Source organism: Citrobacter sp. Cpo103 (assembly GCF_030332605.1).
GTDB classification, from domain to species: domain Bacteria; phylum Pseudomonadota; class Gammaproteobacteria; order Enterobacterales; family Enterobacteriaceae; genus Citrobacter; species Citrobacter portucalensis.
Genome location: NZ_JAOWHO010000035.1, coordinates 963,913 through 981,849 on the forward strand (window position 1 = coordinate 963,913; position 17,937 = coordinate 981,849).

At 52.6% G+C, this 17,937-nt stretch carries 17 protein-coding genes; 14 read left to right on the forward strand and 3 right to left on the reverse strand.

The window, feature by feature from the left end:
• Window positions 1-27: 27 nt before the first annotated feature.
• Complete coding sequence (locus tag OGX89_RS21120) at window positions 28-1,227, reverse strand: MFS transporter (protein ID WP_100272646.1); 1,200 nt, start codon at window positions 1,225-1,227, stop codon at window positions 28-30.
• Window positions 1,228-1,248: 21 nt separating this feature from the next.
• Here OGX89_RS21120 and OGX89_RS21125 point away from each other — a divergent pair, with 21 nt between their 5' ends.
• Window positions 1,249-2,274 (forward strand): LysR family transcriptional regulator, encoded by a 1,026-nt coding sequence (locus OGX89_RS21125; protein WP_003832171.1) that lies wholly within the window; start codon window positions 1,249-1,251, stop codon window positions 2,272-2,274.
• A gap of 42 nt (window positions 2,275-2,316) precedes the next feature.
• Here OGX89_RS21125 and rne read toward each other — a convergent pair whose 3' ends face one another.
• A complete protein-coding gene (rne, locus tag OGX89_RS21130) occupies window positions 2,317-5,580 on the reverse strand; it encodes a ribonuclease E (RefSeq protein ID WP_003832172.1) in 3,264 nt (1,087 codons plus the stop codon).
• Window positions 5,581-6,154: 574 nt separating this feature from the next.
• On the opposite strand from rne, the gene rluC reads away from it, so the two are divergent.
• A complete protein-coding gene (gene rluC / locus OGX89_RS21135) occupies window positions 6,155-7,108 on the forward strand; it encodes a 23S rRNA pseudouridine(955/2504/2580) synthase RluC (protein ID WP_175310244.1) in 954 nt (317 codons plus the stop codon).
• 82 nt (window positions 7,109-7,190) lie between these two features.
• Here the strand turns inward: rluC and OGX89_RS21140 are convergent, their stop codons facing one another.
• On the reverse strand, window positions 7,191-7,775 hold the full coding sequence (locus OGX89_RS21140) for a Maf family protein (RefSeq protein WP_126955972.1): 585 nt from the start codon (window positions 7,773-7,775) through the stop codon (window positions 7,191-7,193).
• A gap of 197 nt (window positions 7,776-7,972) precedes the next feature.
• On the opposite strand from OGX89_RS21140, the gene yceD reads away from it, so the two are divergent.
• The 12 genes from yceD (at window position 7,973) to holB (ending at window position 17,930) form a co-directional block, all read left to right on the forward strand.
• Entirely contained in the window at window positions 7,973-8,494 is a 522-nt protein-coding gene (gene yceD, locus OGX89_RS21145) for a 23S rRNA accumulation protein YceD (RefSeq protein ID WP_003036239.1), read from the forward strand.
• Between the two features lie 16 nt (window positions 8,495-8,510).
• Window positions 8,511-8,684, forward strand: coding sequence for a 50S ribosomal protein L32 (rpmF, locus tag OGX89_RS21150; RefSeq protein ID WP_003036242.1), 174 nt, complete (start codon window positions 8,511-8,513; stop codon window positions 8,682-8,684).
• A gap of 123 nt (window positions 8,685-8,807) precedes the next feature.
• On the forward strand, window positions 8,808-9,887 hold the full coding sequence (gene plsX, locus OGX89_RS21155; RefSeq protein WP_071846967.1) for a phosphate acyltransferase PlsX: 1,080 nt from the start codon (window positions 8,808-8,810) through the stop codon (window positions 9,885-9,887).
• Window positions 9,888-9,964: 77 nt separating this feature from the next.
• Window positions 9,965-10,918: a beta-ketoacyl-ACP synthase III gene (gene fabH, locus OGX89_RS21160; RefSeq protein ID WP_003832181.1), complete on the forward strand. Its 954-nt coding sequence runs from the start codon at window positions 9,965-9,967 to the stop codon at window positions 10,916-10,918.
• A 15-nt stretch (window positions 10,919-10,933) separates the two neighbouring features.
• The gene (gene fabD / locus OGX89_RS21165; protein WP_126955973.1) at window positions 10,934-11,863 is read left to right on the forward strand and encodes an ACP S-malonyltransferase; all 930 of its coding nucleotides are present in this window, start codon (window positions 10,934-10,936) and stop codon (window positions 11,861-11,863) included.
• A gap of 12 nt (window positions 11,864-11,875) precedes the next feature.
• Window positions 11,876-12,610, forward strand: a complete 735-nt coding sequence (fabG, locus tag OGX89_RS21170) for a 3-oxoacyl-ACP reductase FabG (RefSeq protein ID WP_003036255.1) — start codon at window positions 11,876-11,878, stop codon at window positions 12,608-12,610.
• A 154-nt stretch (window positions 12,611-12,764) separates the two neighbouring features.
• Window positions 12,765-13,001 carry an acyl carrier protein gene (acpP, locus tag OGX89_RS21175; RefSeq protein WP_000103754.1) on the forward strand — a complete coding sequence of 79 codons (237 nt, stop codon included), beginning with the start codon at window positions 12,765-12,767 and terminating at the stop codon, window positions 12,999-13,001.
• Window positions 13,002-13,086: 85 nt separating this feature from the next.
• Window positions 13,087-14,328 carry a beta-ketoacyl-ACP synthase II gene (gene fabF, locus OGX89_RS21180; protein ID WP_003036260.1) on the forward strand — a complete coding sequence of 414 codons (1,242 nt, stop codon included), beginning with the start codon at window positions 13,087-13,089 and terminating at the stop codon, window positions 14,326-14,328.
• A 135-nt stretch (window positions 14,329-14,463) separates the two neighbouring features.
• On the forward strand, window positions 14,464-15,273 hold the full coding sequence (pabC, locus tag OGX89_RS21185; RefSeq protein WP_126955974.1) for an aminodeoxychorismate lyase: 810 nt from the start codon (window positions 14,464-14,466) through the stop codon (window positions 15,271-15,273).
• A gap of 2 nt (window positions 15,274-15,275) precedes the next feature.
• The gene (gene yceG / locus OGX89_RS21190) at window positions 15,276-16,298 is read left to right on the forward strand and encodes a cell division protein YceG (RefSeq protein ID WP_126955975.1); all 1,023 of its coding nucleotides are present in this window, start codon (window positions 15,276-15,278) and stop codon (window positions 16,296-16,298) included.
• Complete coding sequence (gene tmk, locus OGX89_RS21195) at window positions 16,288-16,929, forward strand: dTMP kinase (protein WP_003832189.1); 642 nt, start codon at window positions 16,288-16,290, stop codon at window positions 16,927-16,929. The genes yceG and tmk overlap by 11 nt, the downstream gene beginning before the upstream one ends.
• Window positions 16,926-17,930, forward strand: a complete 1,005-nt coding sequence (gene holB, locus OGX89_RS21200; protein ID WP_126955976.1) for a DNA polymerase III subunit delta' — start codon at window positions 16,926-16,928, stop codon at window positions 17,928-17,930. The genes tmk and holB overlap by 4 nt, the downstream gene beginning before the upstream one ends.
• Window positions 17,931-17,937 lie beyond the last annotated feature (7 nt).

A 17,937-nucleotide genomic window follows, 5' to 3' on the forward strand; every position in this document is an offset into this window, starting at 1 on the left:
CTTTAACACCCCGGAGCGGGCATTTTTTTAGGCAACCGACGTCTTACTAAGCGACGGGTTCCCCGTCAGTCTTATGACCAACGCAATTGCACTGCTGAAGGTAGCCAACACAACGACACCTTCCCAATTTGCCAGGGCGTAGACCTGACTTCCGAGAACTGAACCCAGCGCCATACCGATAAACACCATCGTAAACAGCAGAGCGTTCAGTCGTCCTCGTGCCAGAGGCTCCAGGCTATAGACCAGATTCTGGTGGGCAACCAGGCTGGATTGCAATCCGAGATCAAAACCTACAGCCGAAAGGGCGATGAGCAGCCACTGCCCCTGAACGGGCAGGGCGGGTAACAAAAACATCAGTGCGAAAGATACCGTTACCAGCAAAGCACCCAATTGCGTCACTTTTGCCGCACCCACTTTATCGGCAAGATGGCCCGCCATCGGTGCGGCAAGCGCTCCGGCTGCTCCCGCGATACCAAAAGCACCCGCTATAGCGCTACCCATGTGGTAATGCTCAGATAACATCACCGCCAGCGTAGACCAGAAGGCGCTAAAAGCAATGGACAGAAAGCCTTGTGCCAGTGCTGCGCGGCGCAAGGTGGAATATCGTTGCCAAAGTTGCGCCATTGAGAGCATTAATGATGGATAGCTCAACGTGGAATGGACCGTAAAGCGAGGCAGTACTTTCCACATAATCGCGGTAATTACGGCAATACTGACGGCAGCGAGTTGGTACATCTCGCGCCAGCCAAACGCTTCGCCCACCAGTCCACTGACGGTACGTGAGAGTAAAATCCCCAACAGAAGGCCCGTCATCACTGTGCCCACCGTTTTTCCCTGCTTGCCTTCGGGCGCCAGTATTGCCGCCGCAGGCACAATATCTTGTGCCATGGTTGCCGCCATTCCCATCAGCAGGCTCACCAGTAATAGCGAATGCAACTGACCGGTAAAGCTACAGGCCAGCAGCAGCGCGGCAAGAGAGATGCTTTTCAGCAGGATTAATGTACGGCGGTCATAACGATCGCCTAATGGCAATAAAAACAATATACCTAACGCATATCCCGCCTGGGTCAGCGTCGGGACCAACCCCATACCGGTGAGACTTAAGGCCAGATCCTGACCCATTAAAGGCAGAAGAGGCTGGGCGTAGTAGATAGCGGCCACGCTGAATCCGGCGCCCATTGCCAGAACAAAAATGACCCAACGGGAAAGTGCGGTATGTGTGTTCACAAATGATTCCTCAATCACAGGATGTGCGGTTATTTTTATCCTTCAGCGAGTGGCGCGGTAGCGAGCGCAGTGGTAAAACAGTTATACGTCAAACGTATGATGAAACTGAAAATGATAAAAAATGAGCGTATAGACAGGGTGGAGCTGATGCGTACGTTTGTACGTATTGTCGAAGCAGGATCGCTTTCGGCAGCGGCAAAACAGATAGGGACGACGCAGGCGACCGTTAGCAGACGGCTGCAATCGCTGGAAACGCTGCTGGGTGTGAAACTGCTTATGCGTACCACGCATGCGATGAAATTGACCGACGATGGTGAAAGAGGCTATCAGCATGCTAAGAAGATTATTGATGCCTGGCTGGCGCTGGAAGATGGACTTAATGTCACAGAAGATGAACCGGTGGGGACGTTGCGAGTCCGCGCACCGCATGCGTTCGGGCAACAACAACTACTTGAGCCGCTTTTGCAGTTTCTTTCGCGCTATCCCCAGTTGGCAGTCGAGTGGATGCTCAACGATAAAACCGTTGATTTTCTGAGCGATAATATTGACTGCGCGATCAGGGTTGGTGCTGAGGTGGATCCGGCCACGGTTTCCGTTTTACTGGCTGAAGTTCCCCGTAGTATGGTAGCGAGTCCAGGACTGCTGGAGCAATATGGCGAGCTTTCTCATCCTGAGCAGTTATCAGCGCTGCCCTGGATTGCCGTGAACACGTTTTATCAGCATAGCGTTTCGTTGTTGCACCAATTGCGTAATGAGCCAGTCACGCTGAATATTTCACCCAGATTAAGTACCGACAGTATTTATGTCGCCAGAAATGCCGCGCTGGCAGGGTTGGGAGTGACTATTGTTTCAAGCTGGATGGTGGCGGAGGATATTGCCAATGGACGTCTGGTTGCGTTGCTACCTGAGTGGCATGCGGCGCCGTTGCCTGTACATTTGGTTTATCCATGGGCGCGTTACTATCCGACCCGCTTACGCAAGTTTCTGGCCCTAATGAAGGATGTTATGCCGCAGCTGACGGGGATGAAAGGCGTAGATCAGATATAAAAAAAAGCCGACCCGAAGGCCGGCTTTGATATTGATTATGGCTTACTCAACAGGCTGTGGACGTGTTGCTGGCGCAGTCGCTTGATGCGTTGCGCTGTGTCCACCAGCGGCACCTTTGCCTTCAAAGGCGAATGCCGGACGCTGCCAGTCGCTATGACGCGGCGCTTCTGGCACATATTCCGGTGCAGGAGCGCGGGTCATTGGCGCGGTTGCATGGCTGTGCAGGTGTTCAGCATCAGCGCTTGCTGCGACAACTTCAGCCTTAACGACTTCAGTTTCGACGACAGGCGCGGCAACAACGTCTTTCGGCGCTGCAACCTCTTCAACAACTGGCGCTGTTTCCACAACTTCAGCAATCTCTTCAACCACTTCTGGCTGGGGAATAACAACCTCTGCAGGCTCTTCGGCAACCGGTGCAGTCACAACGTCAGCCACAGGTTCGGCTTCAGCGGCGATTTCTTCTGCTACGGGCGCATCAGATGCAGCGATAATTTGCGGTTGTTCCTCGACAGGGGTCGCAATCACTTCCGGATGCGTGGTTTCAACCTGTGTGGTTTCAACAACGGCGGCCTGAGGCTCAGCTACGACAACCTCTGGTCGCACGGCTTCAACCGGCGCAGGGGCATCCACAATGTGTTCAACGGCAGCGGCAGCAACCTGAGGCTCTACGGCGACAGGTGCAGCTTGCTGCTGGACCATTTCCTGTTCGCGCTGTTCTTCAACCTGCTGATCCTGAGGACGTGCAACAGGGTAGCGGATCCAAACTTTACCGGACGCTAATTCAGGAGATGCGCAGGCGACCGTTAACGGCATCGGCGACTGAACCGGATAACGCTCGTCACGGTAACGACGACGACGCTGTCCACTGACGCGCAGATGGCGAGGAGAGCGGCGAGAACGACGCGGCATACCGTTGGAGTCACGAGCTTCGCTGTTGTCTTCCTGCTCAGTCGCAACGACGGCTGGCAGATCAACTTTCGCCAGTTCGGTGCGCTGTGCTGGTACCGGCTGTTCTGTTGGTTGAGCAACAGCAGTTTCAGCGATTGCAGCAACAGTAGCCACTTCGGCTTCAACCGCCGGGCTGTCTGTGAAACGAACTTTCTGAGTCAACTGACGCTGTTTGCGGCGGGTTTGAGGCTGACGTACGCGCTCTTCCTGCTCGGTATCTTGCACAGGTTGTTCAGCCTGGTTCAGCTCTTTAACTTCCTGCTGAGCCTGACGCTTGTCATCGTTACGACGGCGGTTGCGTTCGCGACGCGGCGCCTGCTGTTCATCACCGGATTTCGCTTTGTCTGCAACATCAGTGGTTTGCTGGCGGTTATCGCGAGCTTCCGCATTTTGCTGCTGGGACTGACGACGGTTACGGCGGTTATCTTCACGGTTTTCGCCGTTTTCTGAACGTTCGCTACGGTTGTCACGGTCACCGCGATTATCACGGTTATCACGACGATCGTTACGGTCGCGACGATTGTTCTGACGCGGTTTACGACGATCCTGCTGGCGTTCGGTTTTCTCTTCAGCTTTCGGCGCAGGTTGTTCAACCGGTTTCACTTCTTCGCTACCACCGAAGATGGACTTCAGGGCGCCAAAGAAACGGCTAATCAAACCGGGCTGTGCGGCAACGGCTGCGGTTGCTGCTGCAGCTTTAGGCGCGGTGGCTTTCGCGGCAGGTTCCTGCAGAGCAGGGGCTGGCGGAACGTCTGGCATGGCGAAGGTGGCCAGTGCCGGTTGCTCAGGCTGTTTACGCTCGACGTACTCTTCTTCCGTCGGCAATGCCATTGCCTCTTCATGTAGTTTCGGCAGCAGATAGCTCAGGGTCGGTGTTTCTTCCCCTTTACGTACGCGCAGCACAGAATAGTGCGGGGTTTCCATCTGATCGTTTGGCACGATCACACAGCGCACGCCATTCTGACGCGTTTCGATAGCATTAACCGCGGTACGTTTTTCGTTGAGCAGGTAAGAGGCGATCGGCACAGGAACAATAGCGTGAACTTCTTGCGTATTTTCTTTCAGTGCTTCTTCTTCGATCAGACGCAGAATAGACAGCGACAGTGATTCGTTATCACGTACGGTACCGGTGCCGGAACAACGCGGGCACACGTGATGGCTGGATTCACCCAGAGACGGGCTCAGACGCTGACGAGACATCTCCAGCAGACCGAAGCGAGAAATATGACTGATCTGAATACGCGCTCTGTCCTGGCGTACGGCCTCGCGCAGACGGTTTTCAACCGCGCGCTGGTGGCGAACCGGCGTCATATCAATGAAGTCGATTACAATCAGACCGCCGAGGTCGCGCAGACGCAGCTGACGGGCAATTTCATCGGCTGCTTCAAGGTTAGTGTTGAACGCTGTTTCTTCGATGTCGCCGCCGCGAGTTGCGCGTGCGGAGTTGATATCGATAGCGGTCAGTGCCTCTGTGCTGTCAATAACGATTGAGCCGCCGGACGGCAGACGTACTTCGCGCTGGAACGCGGATTCAATCTGAGACTCGATCTGATAGTGGCTGAACAGCGGGATTTCACCGGTGTACAGTTTGATTTTGCTGCTGAAATCCGGACGACCCAGTGCGGCGATGTGCTGACGCGCCATCTCCATCACTTTCGGGTTATCGATAAGAATTTCGCCGATGTCCTGACGTAAGTAGTCACGGAAAGCGCGAACGATAACGTTGCTTTCCTGGTGGATCAGGAATGGAGCAGGGCGGCTGTCAGCGGCTTTTTGAATCGCTTCCCAGTGCTTCAGGCGGAAGCTCAGGTCCCACTGCAGTGCTTCGGCGGATTTGCCGACCCCTGCGGTACGCACGATAAGCCCCATGCCATCAGGCAGTTCCAGGCTTGCCAGCGCTTCTTTTAATTCGGTACGGTCGTCGCCTTCAATGCGACGGGAGATACCGCCCGCGCGTGGGTTGTTCGGCATCAGAACCAGATAACTACCCGCCAGGCTGATAAAGGTAGTCAACGCAGCGCCTTTATTGCCGCGTTCTTCTTTATCGATCTGAACGATGACTTCCTGACCTTCGCGCAACACGTCTTTAATGTTGGGACGACCATGGGAGTTGTAGTTAGCGGGGAAGTATTCGCGGGCAATTTCTTTTAACGGGAGGAAACCGTGACGTTCAGCGCCGTAATCAACAAAAGCAGCTTCCAGACTCGGTTCAATACGGGTAATTTTGCCTTTATAGATGTTGGCTTTTTTCTGTTCGTGTCCAGGACTTTCGATATCCAGATCGTACAGACGTTGCCCATCTACAAGGGCGACACGCAACTCTTCCTGCTGAGTTGCGTTAATTAACATTCTTTTCATCGTAACTTACTCATTATTCTTACATTGACGACTAAGCTGCGGGCAGAGTAATGCCTTTCCGGGTGTGAACCGATGGCCTCGTGTCTATTCGCGTCGCCAACCTCACGGTTATCGTCAGCTCAAAGAGGCGCAGAGTGTCGGTTGCCTGCATTTCATACGGAAACACAGCGCAATTATCAGGGGAACAGTCTGGGTGTTACTCTCCAGAAAAGCTTCCATATTACCGGTAAGGACTGCAACCCGCAGCCCGCTAACTGCCTGAAAGATCAATACGTCTTACGCCATTGCTGCGTTGATGATCGGTCGGGCAAAATTGGGTCATTCCGGAAAAGTTCTTGTTTTAACAAGATTCAACACGGAAACAACCTCATTATTCCACTGCTAACCTTGTTATAGCAAGATGACTTTTGCCATTTATCACCCGGTTACTCACAGTTTTTTCACTTCCGCGTAGTGATTGCTTTAATAACCACCAAATCGGCTATGTCAAACTTAAGTAATAAGGTATAGCAGTTAATATAAGCATAGAAAAATGTGTGGCGCGAATCTTGATGGCTATTTAAAATCGGCCCCCATGAAAACAGAGACTCCAGCCGTAAAAACAGTTGCCATTACTGCAGACGAAGCAGGGCAACGCATCGACAACTTTTTGCGCACCCAGCTTAAGGGCGTGCCAAAAAGTATGATTTATCGCATTTTGCGTAAAGGCGAAGTGCGGGTGAACAAAAAACGCATTAAACCCGAGTACAAACTCGAAGACGGGGATATTGTGCGTATTCCACCTGTGCGTGTCGCTGAACGTGAAGAAGAGGCCATTTCGCCAAACCTGCAGAAGGTCGCGGCGCTGAGCGACGTCATTTTATATGAAGATGACCACATTCTGGTGCTTAACAAACCTTCAGGTACGGCCGTACATGGCGGAAGCGGGTTAAGCTTTGGCGTCATTGAAGGATTACGTGCGTTGCGACCGGAAGCGCGTTTCCTTGAACTGGTGCATCGCCTCGACCGGGATACCTCCGGCGTTTTGCTGGTGGCTAAAAAACGCTCAGCCTTGCGTTCATTGCATGAACAACTGCGTGAAAAAGGCATGCAGAAAGACTATCTCGCGCTGGTTCGAGGCCAATGGCAGTCGCATGTCAAAACCGTGCAGGCGCCGCTGTTAAAGAACATTCTGCAAAGCGGCGAGCGTATCGTGCGGGTGAACCAGGAAGGCAAACCGTCAGAAACACGTTTTAAAGTGGAAGAGCGCTATGCGTTTGCCACGCTTGTGCGCTGTAGCCCGGTGACCGGACGTACGCACCAGATTCGTGTGCATACCCAGTATGCCGGTCATCCAATTGCTTTTGACGATCGCTACGGTGACCGTGAGTTCGATAAGCAACTGGCGGATACGGGGTTGAATCGGCTTTTCCTGCACGCCGCAGCGTTGAAATTTACCCATCCGGGAACGGGTGAAGTGATGCGTATTGAAGCGCCGATGGATAAGCAATTGAAGCGCTGCCTCGAGGTTTTACGCAGTAAAGCCTGATGCGCGTTGCTTATCAGGCCTACAATCGTGTGATGCACCGTAGGCCTGATAAGACGCATCGCGTCGCCATCAGGCAGATCAATCAGGCATTCAACGGGTTCATCTCTTCCCGCCGCAGCATTTGACACAACGCGATAAGCGGCAAACCGATCAAGGTATTTGGGTCACGACCCTCCAGGCGTTCAAAGAGTGCAATACCTAACCCTTCACTTTTGAAACTACCTGCACAATGGAGCGGACGCTCTTTGCGCAGATAATCATCAATTTCCGCCTCGCTTAAATGACGGAAATGGACGTCAAAAGGTTCTACTTCAGTTTGTAAATGTCCGGTCGCAGAATTATACAGCGCCAGTCCAGTGTAAAACGTCACAATATTGCCACGGGCTTTGAGTAATTGTTGGCGCGCATTTTCTTCAGTTAATGGTTTGCCGGTTATTTCACCATCAAGAACACAAATTTGATCGGAGCCAATAATCAGATGCGATGGGTAACGGTGGGTGAGAGATTGCGCTTTTTTCTGCGCCAGTCGCAAGACTAAATGGCGTGGTGCTTCGCCGGGCAACGGCGTTTCATCAACCTCTGGCGCTGCGCATTCAAACGGGATTGCCAGTTTTTCGAGTAAAGCGCGACGCCAGGGGGAGGTAGAAGCAAGAATAAGTTGAGGCATATTTTTTCCCTCGCATATAGCGTATTGATGAGAGCCATTTTAAACTATGGACTTCGACCTACAAGCTGGCTGTAGTGGCTTGTCTTGAGCGATTTTAAGTCGATGACCCGCAATGTGTGCGAATTATTGGCAAAAGGCAACCACAGGCTGCCTTTTTCTTTGACTATATGACGTTACAAAGTTAATATGCGCGCCCTATGCAAAAGGTAAAATTACCCCTGACTCTTGATCCGGTTCGTACGGCTCAAAAACGCCTCGATTATGAAGGTATCTATACTTCTGATCTGGTTGAGCGCGTCGCCGATTCTGTAGTCAGTGTGGACAGTGATGTGGAATGCTCCATGTCGTTCGCTATCGATAACCAGCGTCTCGCCGTTATAACCGGTGATGCGAAGGTATCGGTTACGCTCGAATGTCAGCGTTGCGGGAAACCGTTCCCACTTCATGTTCACACAACATATTGTTTTAGTCCTGTCCGTTCTGACGAGCAGGCTGAAGCACTCCCGGAAGCGTATGAGCCGATTGAGGTTAACGAATTCGGTGAAATCGATCTGCTTGCAATGGTTGAAGATGAGATTATCCTCTCCTTGCCGGTAGTTCCGGTGCATGATTCTGAACACTGTGAAGTGTCCGAGGCGGACATGGTCTTTGGCGAATTGCCTGATGAAGCGCAAAAACCAAACCCATTTGCCGTATTAGCCAGCTTAAAGCGTAAGTAATTGAGGAGTAAGGTCCATGGCCGTACAACAGAATAAACCAACCCGTTCCAAACGTGGCATGCGTCGTTCTCATGACGCTCTGACCGCAGTCACCAGCCTGTCTGTAGACAAAACTTCTGGTGAACAACACCTGCGTCACCACATCACTGCCGACGGTTTCTACCGTGGCCGTAAGGTAATCGCTAAGTAATCACGCATGACTCAATGGCTTTCCCACTTCTGGTGAGAAAGACAAAGAGTGAACGCGTGATGAAGCTTAGTGAGGCTTTCCCCGGGTGACTGGGGAAACACCTAACCGGGCAGCGACGATACCTTGACACGTCTAACCCTGGCGTTAGATGTCATGGGGGGAGATTTTGGCCCTACCGTGACAGTGCCTGCAGCATTGCAGGCACTGAATTCTAATTCGCAACTCACACTTCTTTTAGTCGGGGATCCCGATACAATCACGCCATTACTTGCCAAAGCTGACTTCGAACAACGTTCGCGTCTGCAGATTATCCCTGCTCAGTCAGTTATTGCCAGTGATGCCCGGCCCTCGCAAGCTATTCGCGCCAGTCGTGGAAGCTCAATGCGTGTTGCCCTGGAGCTCGTGAAAGAAGGTCAGGCACAAGCTTGTGTCAGCGCCGGTAATACGGGCGCACTCATGGGACTTGCGAAGTTATTGCTCAAACCTCTTGAGGGGATTGAGCGTCCTGCGTTGGTGACGGTGTTACCCCATCAGCAAAAGGGCAAAACGGTGGTGCTGGATTTGGGCGCCAACGTAGATTGTGATAGCACGATGTTGGTGCAATTTGCCGTCATGGGTTCCGTGCTGGCAGAAGAGGTTGTTGGCATTGCCAATCCTCGCGTAGCGTTACTCAACATCGGCGAAGAAGAAACGAAAGGTCTCGACAGTATTCGAGATGCTTCAGCTGTGCTAAAAACGATCCCTTCCATTAATTATATCGGCTATCTTGAAGCCAATGAGTTACTGACTGGCAAAACCGATGTGTTGGTCTGTGACGGTTTTACAGGTAATGTCACATTAAAGACGATGGAAGGTGTTGTCAGAATGTTCCTTTCACTGCTGAAATCTCAGGGTGAGGGCAAAAAACGGTCGTGGTGGCTTCTGTTATTAAAACGTTGGTTACAAAAAAGCCTGACAAGGCGATTTAGTCACCTCAACCCCGACCAGTATAATGGCGCCTGTCTGTTAGGATTGCGCGGCACGGTGATTAAGAGTCATGGTGCGGCCAATCAGCGAGCATTTGAAGTCGCGATTGAACAGGCAGTGCAGGCGGTGCAGCGACAAGTTCCTCAGCGAATTGCCGCTCGCCTGGAATCTGTATACCCAGCTGGATTCGAACTGCTGGACGGTGGCGAAAGCGCAAAATCACGAGCACACAGATAACGGTGCGTTTGTGAATGTGGCCAACGTATCAGCGATTTGCTCGTAGCGGTATATAACCAAAAAGTGACTGAGCGTACATGTATACGAAGATTATTGGTACTGGCAGCTATCTGCCTGAACAAGTGCGTACTAACGCCGATTTGGAAAAAATGGTTGAGACATCTGATGAGTGGATCGTCACTCGTACAGGCATCCGTGAACGCCATATTGCAGCGCCAAATGAAACAGTTGCGACGATGGGCTTTGCCGCCGCAAACCGTGCGATTGAAATGGCGGGCATCGACAAAGAACAAATTGGTCTGATTGTGGTTGCTACCACATCATCCACTCACGCATTTCCAAGCGCGGCGTGCCAGATCCAAAGTATGCTGGGGATCAAAGGCTGTCCGGCGTTTGACGTTGCAGCCGCTTGTGCTGGCTTCACTTACGCCCTGAGCGTTGCCGACCAGTACGTTAAATCTGGCGCAGTTAAGCATGCTCTGGTCGTTGGCTCCGATGTCCTTGCCCGTACCTGCGATCCAACCGATCGCGGAACGATCATCATTTTCGGTGATGGGGCTGGTGCGGTTGTACTGAGCGCATCAGAAGAGCCAGGCATTCTCTCCACGCATCTGCACGCTGACGGTCGCTACGGCGAACTGTTGACGCTGCCTAACGCCGATCGCGTGAACCCGGAAAATCCGATCCACCTGACGATGGCGGGTAACGAAGTATTTAAAGTCGCGGTGACCGAGCTTGCGCACATCGTTGATGAAACGCTGGAAGCCAATAATCTCGACCGTTCTGCGCTGGACTGGCTGGTGCCGCATCAGGCTAACCTGCGCATTATCAGCGCGACAGCTAAAAAGCTGGGTATGTCGATGGATAATGTTGTCGTGACGCTCGACAGACATGGTAATACCTCTGCTGCCTCCGTACCGTGCGCGCTGGACGAAGCCGTCCGCGACGGGCGTATTAAAGCTGGGCAGTTGATATTGCTTGAAGCCTTCGGGGGTGGATTCACCTGGGGCTCCGCGCTGGTTCGTTTCTAGTATAAGGATTTAAACATGACGCAATTTGCATTTGTGTTTCCGGGGCAGGGTTCCCAGACCGTTGGGATGTTGTCTGAAATGGCAGCAAACTACCCAATTGTTGAAGAAACATTTGCTGAAGCATCAGCTGCACTGGGCTATGATCTGTGGGCGTTGACTCAGCAAGGTCCGGCTGAAGAACTGAATAAAACCTGGCAGACGCAGCCCGCGCTGTTGACCGCATCCGTTGCGCTTTATCGCGTATGGCAGCAGCAGGGGGGTAAAACACCTGCGCTGATGGCGGGTCACAGCCTGGGCGAATATTCTGCGCTGGTATGTGCGGGTGTTATCGGTTTTGCCGATGCCGTACGTCTGGTTGAACTGCGTGGCAAATTCATGCAGGAAGCGGTTCCGGAAGGCACTGGCGGCATGTCTGCTATTATCGGTCTGGACGATGCCGCTATCGCTAAAGCGTGCGAAGAGTCTGCCGAAGGCCAGGTGGTTTCACCGGTAAACTTTAACTCACCGGGTCAGGTGGTTATTGCCGGGCATAAAGAAGCCGTAGAACGTGCTGGTGTTGCCTGTAAAGCCGCGGGCGCTAAGCGTGCGCTGCCGCTGCCGGTCAGCGTTCCTTCTCACTGCGCGCTGATGAAGCCTGCTGCTGAGAAACTGGCCGTTGAGCTGCAGAAAATCACCTTTAACGCACCGACTGTTCCGGTTGTGAACAACGTTGATGTGAAGTGTGAAACTACGGCAGACGCAATTCGCGATGCGCTGGTTCGTCAGCTGTATAGCCCGGTTCAGTGGACTAAAACCGTTGAATTTATGGCATCCCAGGGCGTAGAGCACCTGTATGAAGTCGGTCCGGGTAAAGTTCTGACCGGTCTGACGAAACGTATTGTTGACACCCTGACTGCTTCGGCACTGAATGAGCCGGCGGCACTGTCTGCGGCGCTAGAGCAATAAAAGAGGAAGACCATGAGTTTTGAAGGAAAAATCGCGCTGGTTACCGGTGCAAGTCGTGGCATTGGCCGCGCAATTGCTGAGACACTCGTTGCCCGTGGCGCGAAAGTTATCGGTACTGCTACCAGCGAAAGCGGCGCGCAGGCCATTAGCGATTACTTAGGTGCAAATGGTAAAGGTCTGATGTTGAATGTGACCGATCCGGCATCTATCGAATCTGTTCTGGAAAATATTCGCGCAGAATTTGGTGAAGTCGATATCCTGGTCAATAATGCCGGGATTACTCGTGATAACCTGTTAATGCGCATGAAAGATGACGAGTGGAACGATATCATCGAAACCAACCTGTCATCTGTTTTCCGTCTGTCAAAAGCGGTAATGCGAGCTATGATGAAAAAGCGTCATGGGCGTATTATCACTATCGGTTCTGTGGTTGGTACCATGGGAAATGCGGGTCAGGCTAACTACGCTGCGGCGAAAGCGGGTCTGATCGGCTTCAGTAAATCACTGGCGCGCGAAGTTGCGTCTCGTGGCATTACTGTAAACGTTGTTGCTCCGGGCTTTATTGAAACGGACATGACGCGTGCGCTGTCTGATGATCAGCGTGCGGGTATTCTGGCGCAGGTTCCTGCGGGTCGCCTCGGCGGCGCTCAGGAAATCGCCAGTGCGGTTGCATTTTTAGCTTCTGACGAAGCAAGTTACATCACAGGTGAGACTTTGCACGTCAACGGCGGGATGTACATGGTTTAACCACGATGAAAAATATTTGCGTTATTGTAGGTCTTGGCCTCAAAATAACGTAAAATCGTGGTAAGACCTGCCGGGATTTAGTTGCAAATTTTTCAACATTTTATACACTACGAAAACCATCGCGAAAGCGAGTTTTGATAGGAAATTTAAGAGTATGAGCACTATCGAAGAACGCGTTAAGAAAATTATCGGCGAACAGCTGGGCGTTAAGCAGGAAGAAGTAACCAACAATGCTTCCTTCGTTGAAGACCTGGGCGCAGATTCTCTTGACACCGTTGAGCTGGTAATGGCTCTGGAAGAAGAGTTTGATACTGAGATTCCGGACGAAGAAGCTGAGAAAATCACTACCGTTCAGGCTGCCATTGATTACATCAACGGCCACCAGGCGTAAGTGAACATCTCCAGGCGGTCATTCGACCGCCTGAGTTTTATCTTTTTATCCCACTTGAATTATTTTCCCTCCCTGGAGGACAACCGTGTCTAAGCGTCGTGTAGTTGTGACCGGACTGGGCATGTTGTCTCCTGTCGGCAATACCGTAGAGTCTACCTGGAAAGCTCTCCTTGCCGGTCAGAGTGGCATCAGCCTGATCGACCATTTCGATACTAGCGCCTATGCAACGAAATTTGCTGGCTTAGTAAAGGATTTTAACTGTGAAGACATTATCTCGCGCAAAGAACAGCGCAAGATGGATGCCTTCATTCAATATGGAATTGTCGCTGGCGTTCAGGCCATGCAGGATTCTGGCCTCGAAATTACGGAAGAGAACGCTCATCGTATTGGCGCCGCTATCGGCTCTGGTATTGGCGGTCTCGGTCTTATCGAAGAAAACCATACCTCACTGGTAAACGGTGGACCGCGTAAGATCAGCCCGTTCTTCGTTCCGTCGACGATTGTTAACATGGTGGCTGGTCACCTGACCATCATGTACGGCCTGCAAGGGCCAAGCATCTCCATCGCGACCGCCTGTACTTCAGGCGTGCATAACATCGGTCATGCCGCACGTATCATTGCATACGGCGATGCAGACGCGATGGTTGCGGGTGGTGCTGAAAAAGCCAGTACGCCGTTGGGTGTGGGTGGCTTTGGCGCGGCACGTGCACTGTCTACGCGTAATGATAACCCGCAAGCGGCAAGCCGCCCGTGGGACAAAGAGCGTGACGGCTTTGTGCTGGGCGACGGCGCTGGCATGGTGGTACTGGAAGAGTACGAGCATGCGAAAGCGCGCGGTGCAAAAATCTATGCTGAAGTCGTTGGCTTCGGTATGAGCAGCGATGCTTACCACATGACGTCGCCACCGGAAAACGGTGCAGGCGCTGCGCTGGCAATGGTCAACGCACTGCGCGATGCGGCTATTGAAGCGGGTCAGATCGGCTATGTCAACGCACATGGTACGTCTACGCCTGCAGGCGATAAAGCTGAAACCCAGGCAGTGAAATCTGTCTTTGGCGATGCGGCAAGCCGTGTGATGGTAAGCTCCACCAAATCCATGACCGGACACCTGTTGGGTGCGGCGGGCGCGGTAGAGTCTATTTTCTCTATCCTGGCGCTGCGCGATCAGGCTATTCCGCCAACCATCAACCTGGATAATCCGGATGAAGGTTGTGACCTGGACTTCGTACCTCACGAAGCGCGTCAGGTTAGTGGTCTGGAGTATGCGCTGTGTAACTCCTTTGGCTTCGGTGGTACCAACGGATCTTTGATCTTTAAAAAGATTTAAGTCCGTCAGGTGATGCGCTAGCATCGATAGCAAATTGAAAAGGTCCGCTTGTCGGGCCTTTTTTTATTCGGTTTTCCGCCCTTGTCCTGTGTTACTCATCCTGCCAAACTAGCGGACTAGAAATAAGGAGCCACCATGTTCTTAATTAATGGCTGCGAGCAAGATATGCTGGCCGCAAGCGATCGAGCGGCCCAATTTGGTGATGGCTGTTTTACCACTGCCTGTATTATCGACGGTGAAATCCCTCTCTTTGCAGCGCATCTTGAGCGTTTACAAGACGCTTGCCAAAAACTGCTGATCTCTTTTGAAGATTGGTCCGAGCTGCAAAATGAAATGAAAATGCTGGCGAAAGGGCACGTACGCGGTGTGTTGAAAGTGATTATCAGCCGTGGCAGTGGAGGCCGGGGTTACAGTGGCAAAAATTGTCATAGTGCCACACGCATCCTCTCCGTTTCAGCCTGGCCCGATCATTACGATCGTTGGCGGCAAGAAGGTATTACGCTGGCGCTAAGCCCAGTGCGGCTGGGACGTAATCCACTGCTTGCCGGGCTTAAACACCTGAATCGACTGGAGCAGGTGTTGATTCGCTCTCATCTTGAACAGACGGACGCCGATGAAGCGCTGGTTCTTGACAGCGAGGGATGGGTTACGGAATGCTGTGCGGCTAATTTGTTCTGGCGTAAAGGCGATGCTGTTTACACGCCCCGGCTGGATCAGGCCGGAGTGAACGGTATTATGCGACAATTCTGTATCCGGATGCTGGCACAATCGCCATTCAGTATTGTCGAAGTGTATGCCGGGTTGGAGGAGGTAATGCAGGCTGATGAAATCGTCGTCTGTAACGCGTTAATGCCCATTATTCCCGTGCGTGCCTGTGGCGACACGTTGTTGTCTTCACGTTTGTTATTCGATTATTTAGCCCCACTTTGTGAGCACCCGAATTAGTCATGAAAAAACTGTTACTTGTTGTCCTGTTATTGCTGGTTGTGCTGGGCATTGCCGCTGGAGTGGGAATGTGGAAAGTTCGCCATCTGGCGGACAGCAAATTATTGATTAAAGAAGAAACGATTTTTACGCTGAAAGCGGGGACGGGCCGTCTGGCTCTCGGCGAACAGCTGTATGCAGACAAAGTTATCAATCGTCCGCGCGTGTTCCAGTGGCTGCTGCGTGTGGAGCCCGAGCTGTCGCATTTTAAGGCCGGAACATATCGCTTCACGCCTGACATGACGGTGCGGGACATGCTGCAACTACTGGAAAGCGGCAAAGAGGCGCAGTTCCCGTTACGTCTGGTTGAAGGGATGCGCCTGAGCGATTATCTCAAACAGCTGCGTGATGCCCCGTATATCAAACATACGTTAAGCGACGATAGCTATGAGACCGTGGCCGAGGCACTTAAGCTGGAAAACCCGCAATGGGTAGAAGGCTGGTTCTGGCCAGATACCTGGATGTATACCGCCAATACTACTGACGTAGCGTTGCTAAAACGCGCGCATCAGAAAATGGTTAAAGCGGTGGATACTGTCTGGGAGGGGCGCGCTGATGGCCTGCCTTATCAGGACAAAAATCAGCTGGTAACCATGGCTTCTATTATTGAAAAAGAAACTGCGGTCGCCAGCGAGCGCGACCAGGTGGCTTCGGTCTTTATTAACCGCTTACGTATGGGTATGCGTTTACAAACCGATCCGACAGTGATTTACGGGATGGGTACACGGTATAATGGCAAATTGTCGCGTGTGGATTTAGACACCCCGACCGCCTATAACACCTATACCATTACTGGACTGCCGCCAGGCCCGATTGCCATGCCGGGAGAGGCTTCATTGCAGGCCGCGGCGCATCCGGCAAAAACGCCGTATCTCTATTTTGTGGCTGACGGTAAAGGCGGCCACACGTTTAACACCAATCTTGCCAGCCATAACCGGTCCGTGCAGGATTACCTGAAAGTGCTTAAGGAAAAAAATGGGCAGTAACTATATCGTCATTGAAGGCCTGGAAGGCGCCGGAAAAACCACCGCGCGTAACGTGGTGGTGGAGACACTTGAGCAACTCGGTATTCGTGACATGGTTTTCACCCGCGAACCTGGTGGAACGCAGCTGGCTGAGAAACTAAGAAGTCTGGTGCTGGATATTAAATCGGTCGGTGACGAGGTCATTACCGATAAAGCCGAAGTTCTGATGTTTTACGCGGCGCGTGTGCAGTTGGTCGAAACCGTTATTAAACCTGCACTGGCGAAAGGCGCGTGGGTAATTGGCGATCGTCACGATCTGTCGACCCAGGCGTATCAGGGCGGCGGACGCGGTATCGATCAAAACATGCTGGCAACCCTGCGTGATGCGGTGCTTGGTGATTTTCGTCCGGACCTGACGATCTATCTGGATGTGACGCCAGAAGTCGGGTTGAAGCGTGCCCGTGCCCGCGGTGAGCTGGATCGTATTGAGCAGGAATCTTTCGACTTCTTTAATCGCACTCGCGCGCGTTATCTTGAGCTGGCAGCCAAAGACGTCAGCATTCGTACTATAGACGCTACGCAGCCGTTGGAGGCTGTGATGGCTGATATCCGTCATACCATCACCCAATGGGTGAAGGAGCAGGGCGCATGAAATGGTACCCATGGTTACGACCGGATTTTGAAAAACTGGTAGCCAGCTACCAGACGGGTCGTGGTCACCATGCGTTACTGATTCAGGCGTTACCCGGAATGGGCGACGACGCGCTGATTTACGCCCTCAGCCGCTATTTAATGTGCCAGCAGCCGGAAGGGCATAAAAGCTGTGGACAGTGCCGCGGCTGTCAGCTAATGCAGGCGGGGACGCACCCTGACTACTATTCGCTGCTGCCGGAAAAAGGCAAAAGCACGCTGGGGGTTGATGCGGTACGCGAAGTCAGTGAAAAGCTGTACGAGCATTCGCGTCTCGGCGGCGCGAAGGTCGTGTGGATCCCGGATGCTGCCCAGTTAACTGATGCCGCCGCCAACGCCTTGCTGAAAACGCTGGAAGAACCCCCGGCACAAACCTGGTTTTTCCTCGCCAGCACAGAGCCAGCTCGCTTGCTGGCGACATTACGCAGCCGTTGTCGGTTACATCATCTTGCACCACCGCCGGAGTCGTATGCGATTTCCTGGCTTGTTCGTGAAGTGACTGCGTCGTCAGAAGAGCTGCTGAGCGCGTTACGCCTGAGTGCAGGTTCGCCAGGCGCGGCACTTACGTTGTTACAGGCTGAAAGCTGGGCGCACCGCACAGATTTTTGTGCGGCACTGGTGAACACATTAAACACAGGCGACTGGTATATACTGCTCGCGGCGTTAAACCACGATCAGGCTGCCGCCCGTTTACACTGGCTGGCAACGTTGTTGACCGATGCGTTGAAACGTCCGTATGGCGTTTCCCATTTAACGAATCCTGATGCACTGGACCTGATATCTTCTATCGCAGAACGGTTATCCGTTGCCCAGATACAGGCGATACTCGGTGACGTTTGTCATTGTCGTCAGCAACTGCTGAACGTGACGGGCGTAAACCGTGAGCTGGTGTTAACCGATCTTATTCTTCGTATTGAGCATTACCTGCAACCAGGCTCCGTACTGCCTGTTCCCCATCTTTGAGAGAGAC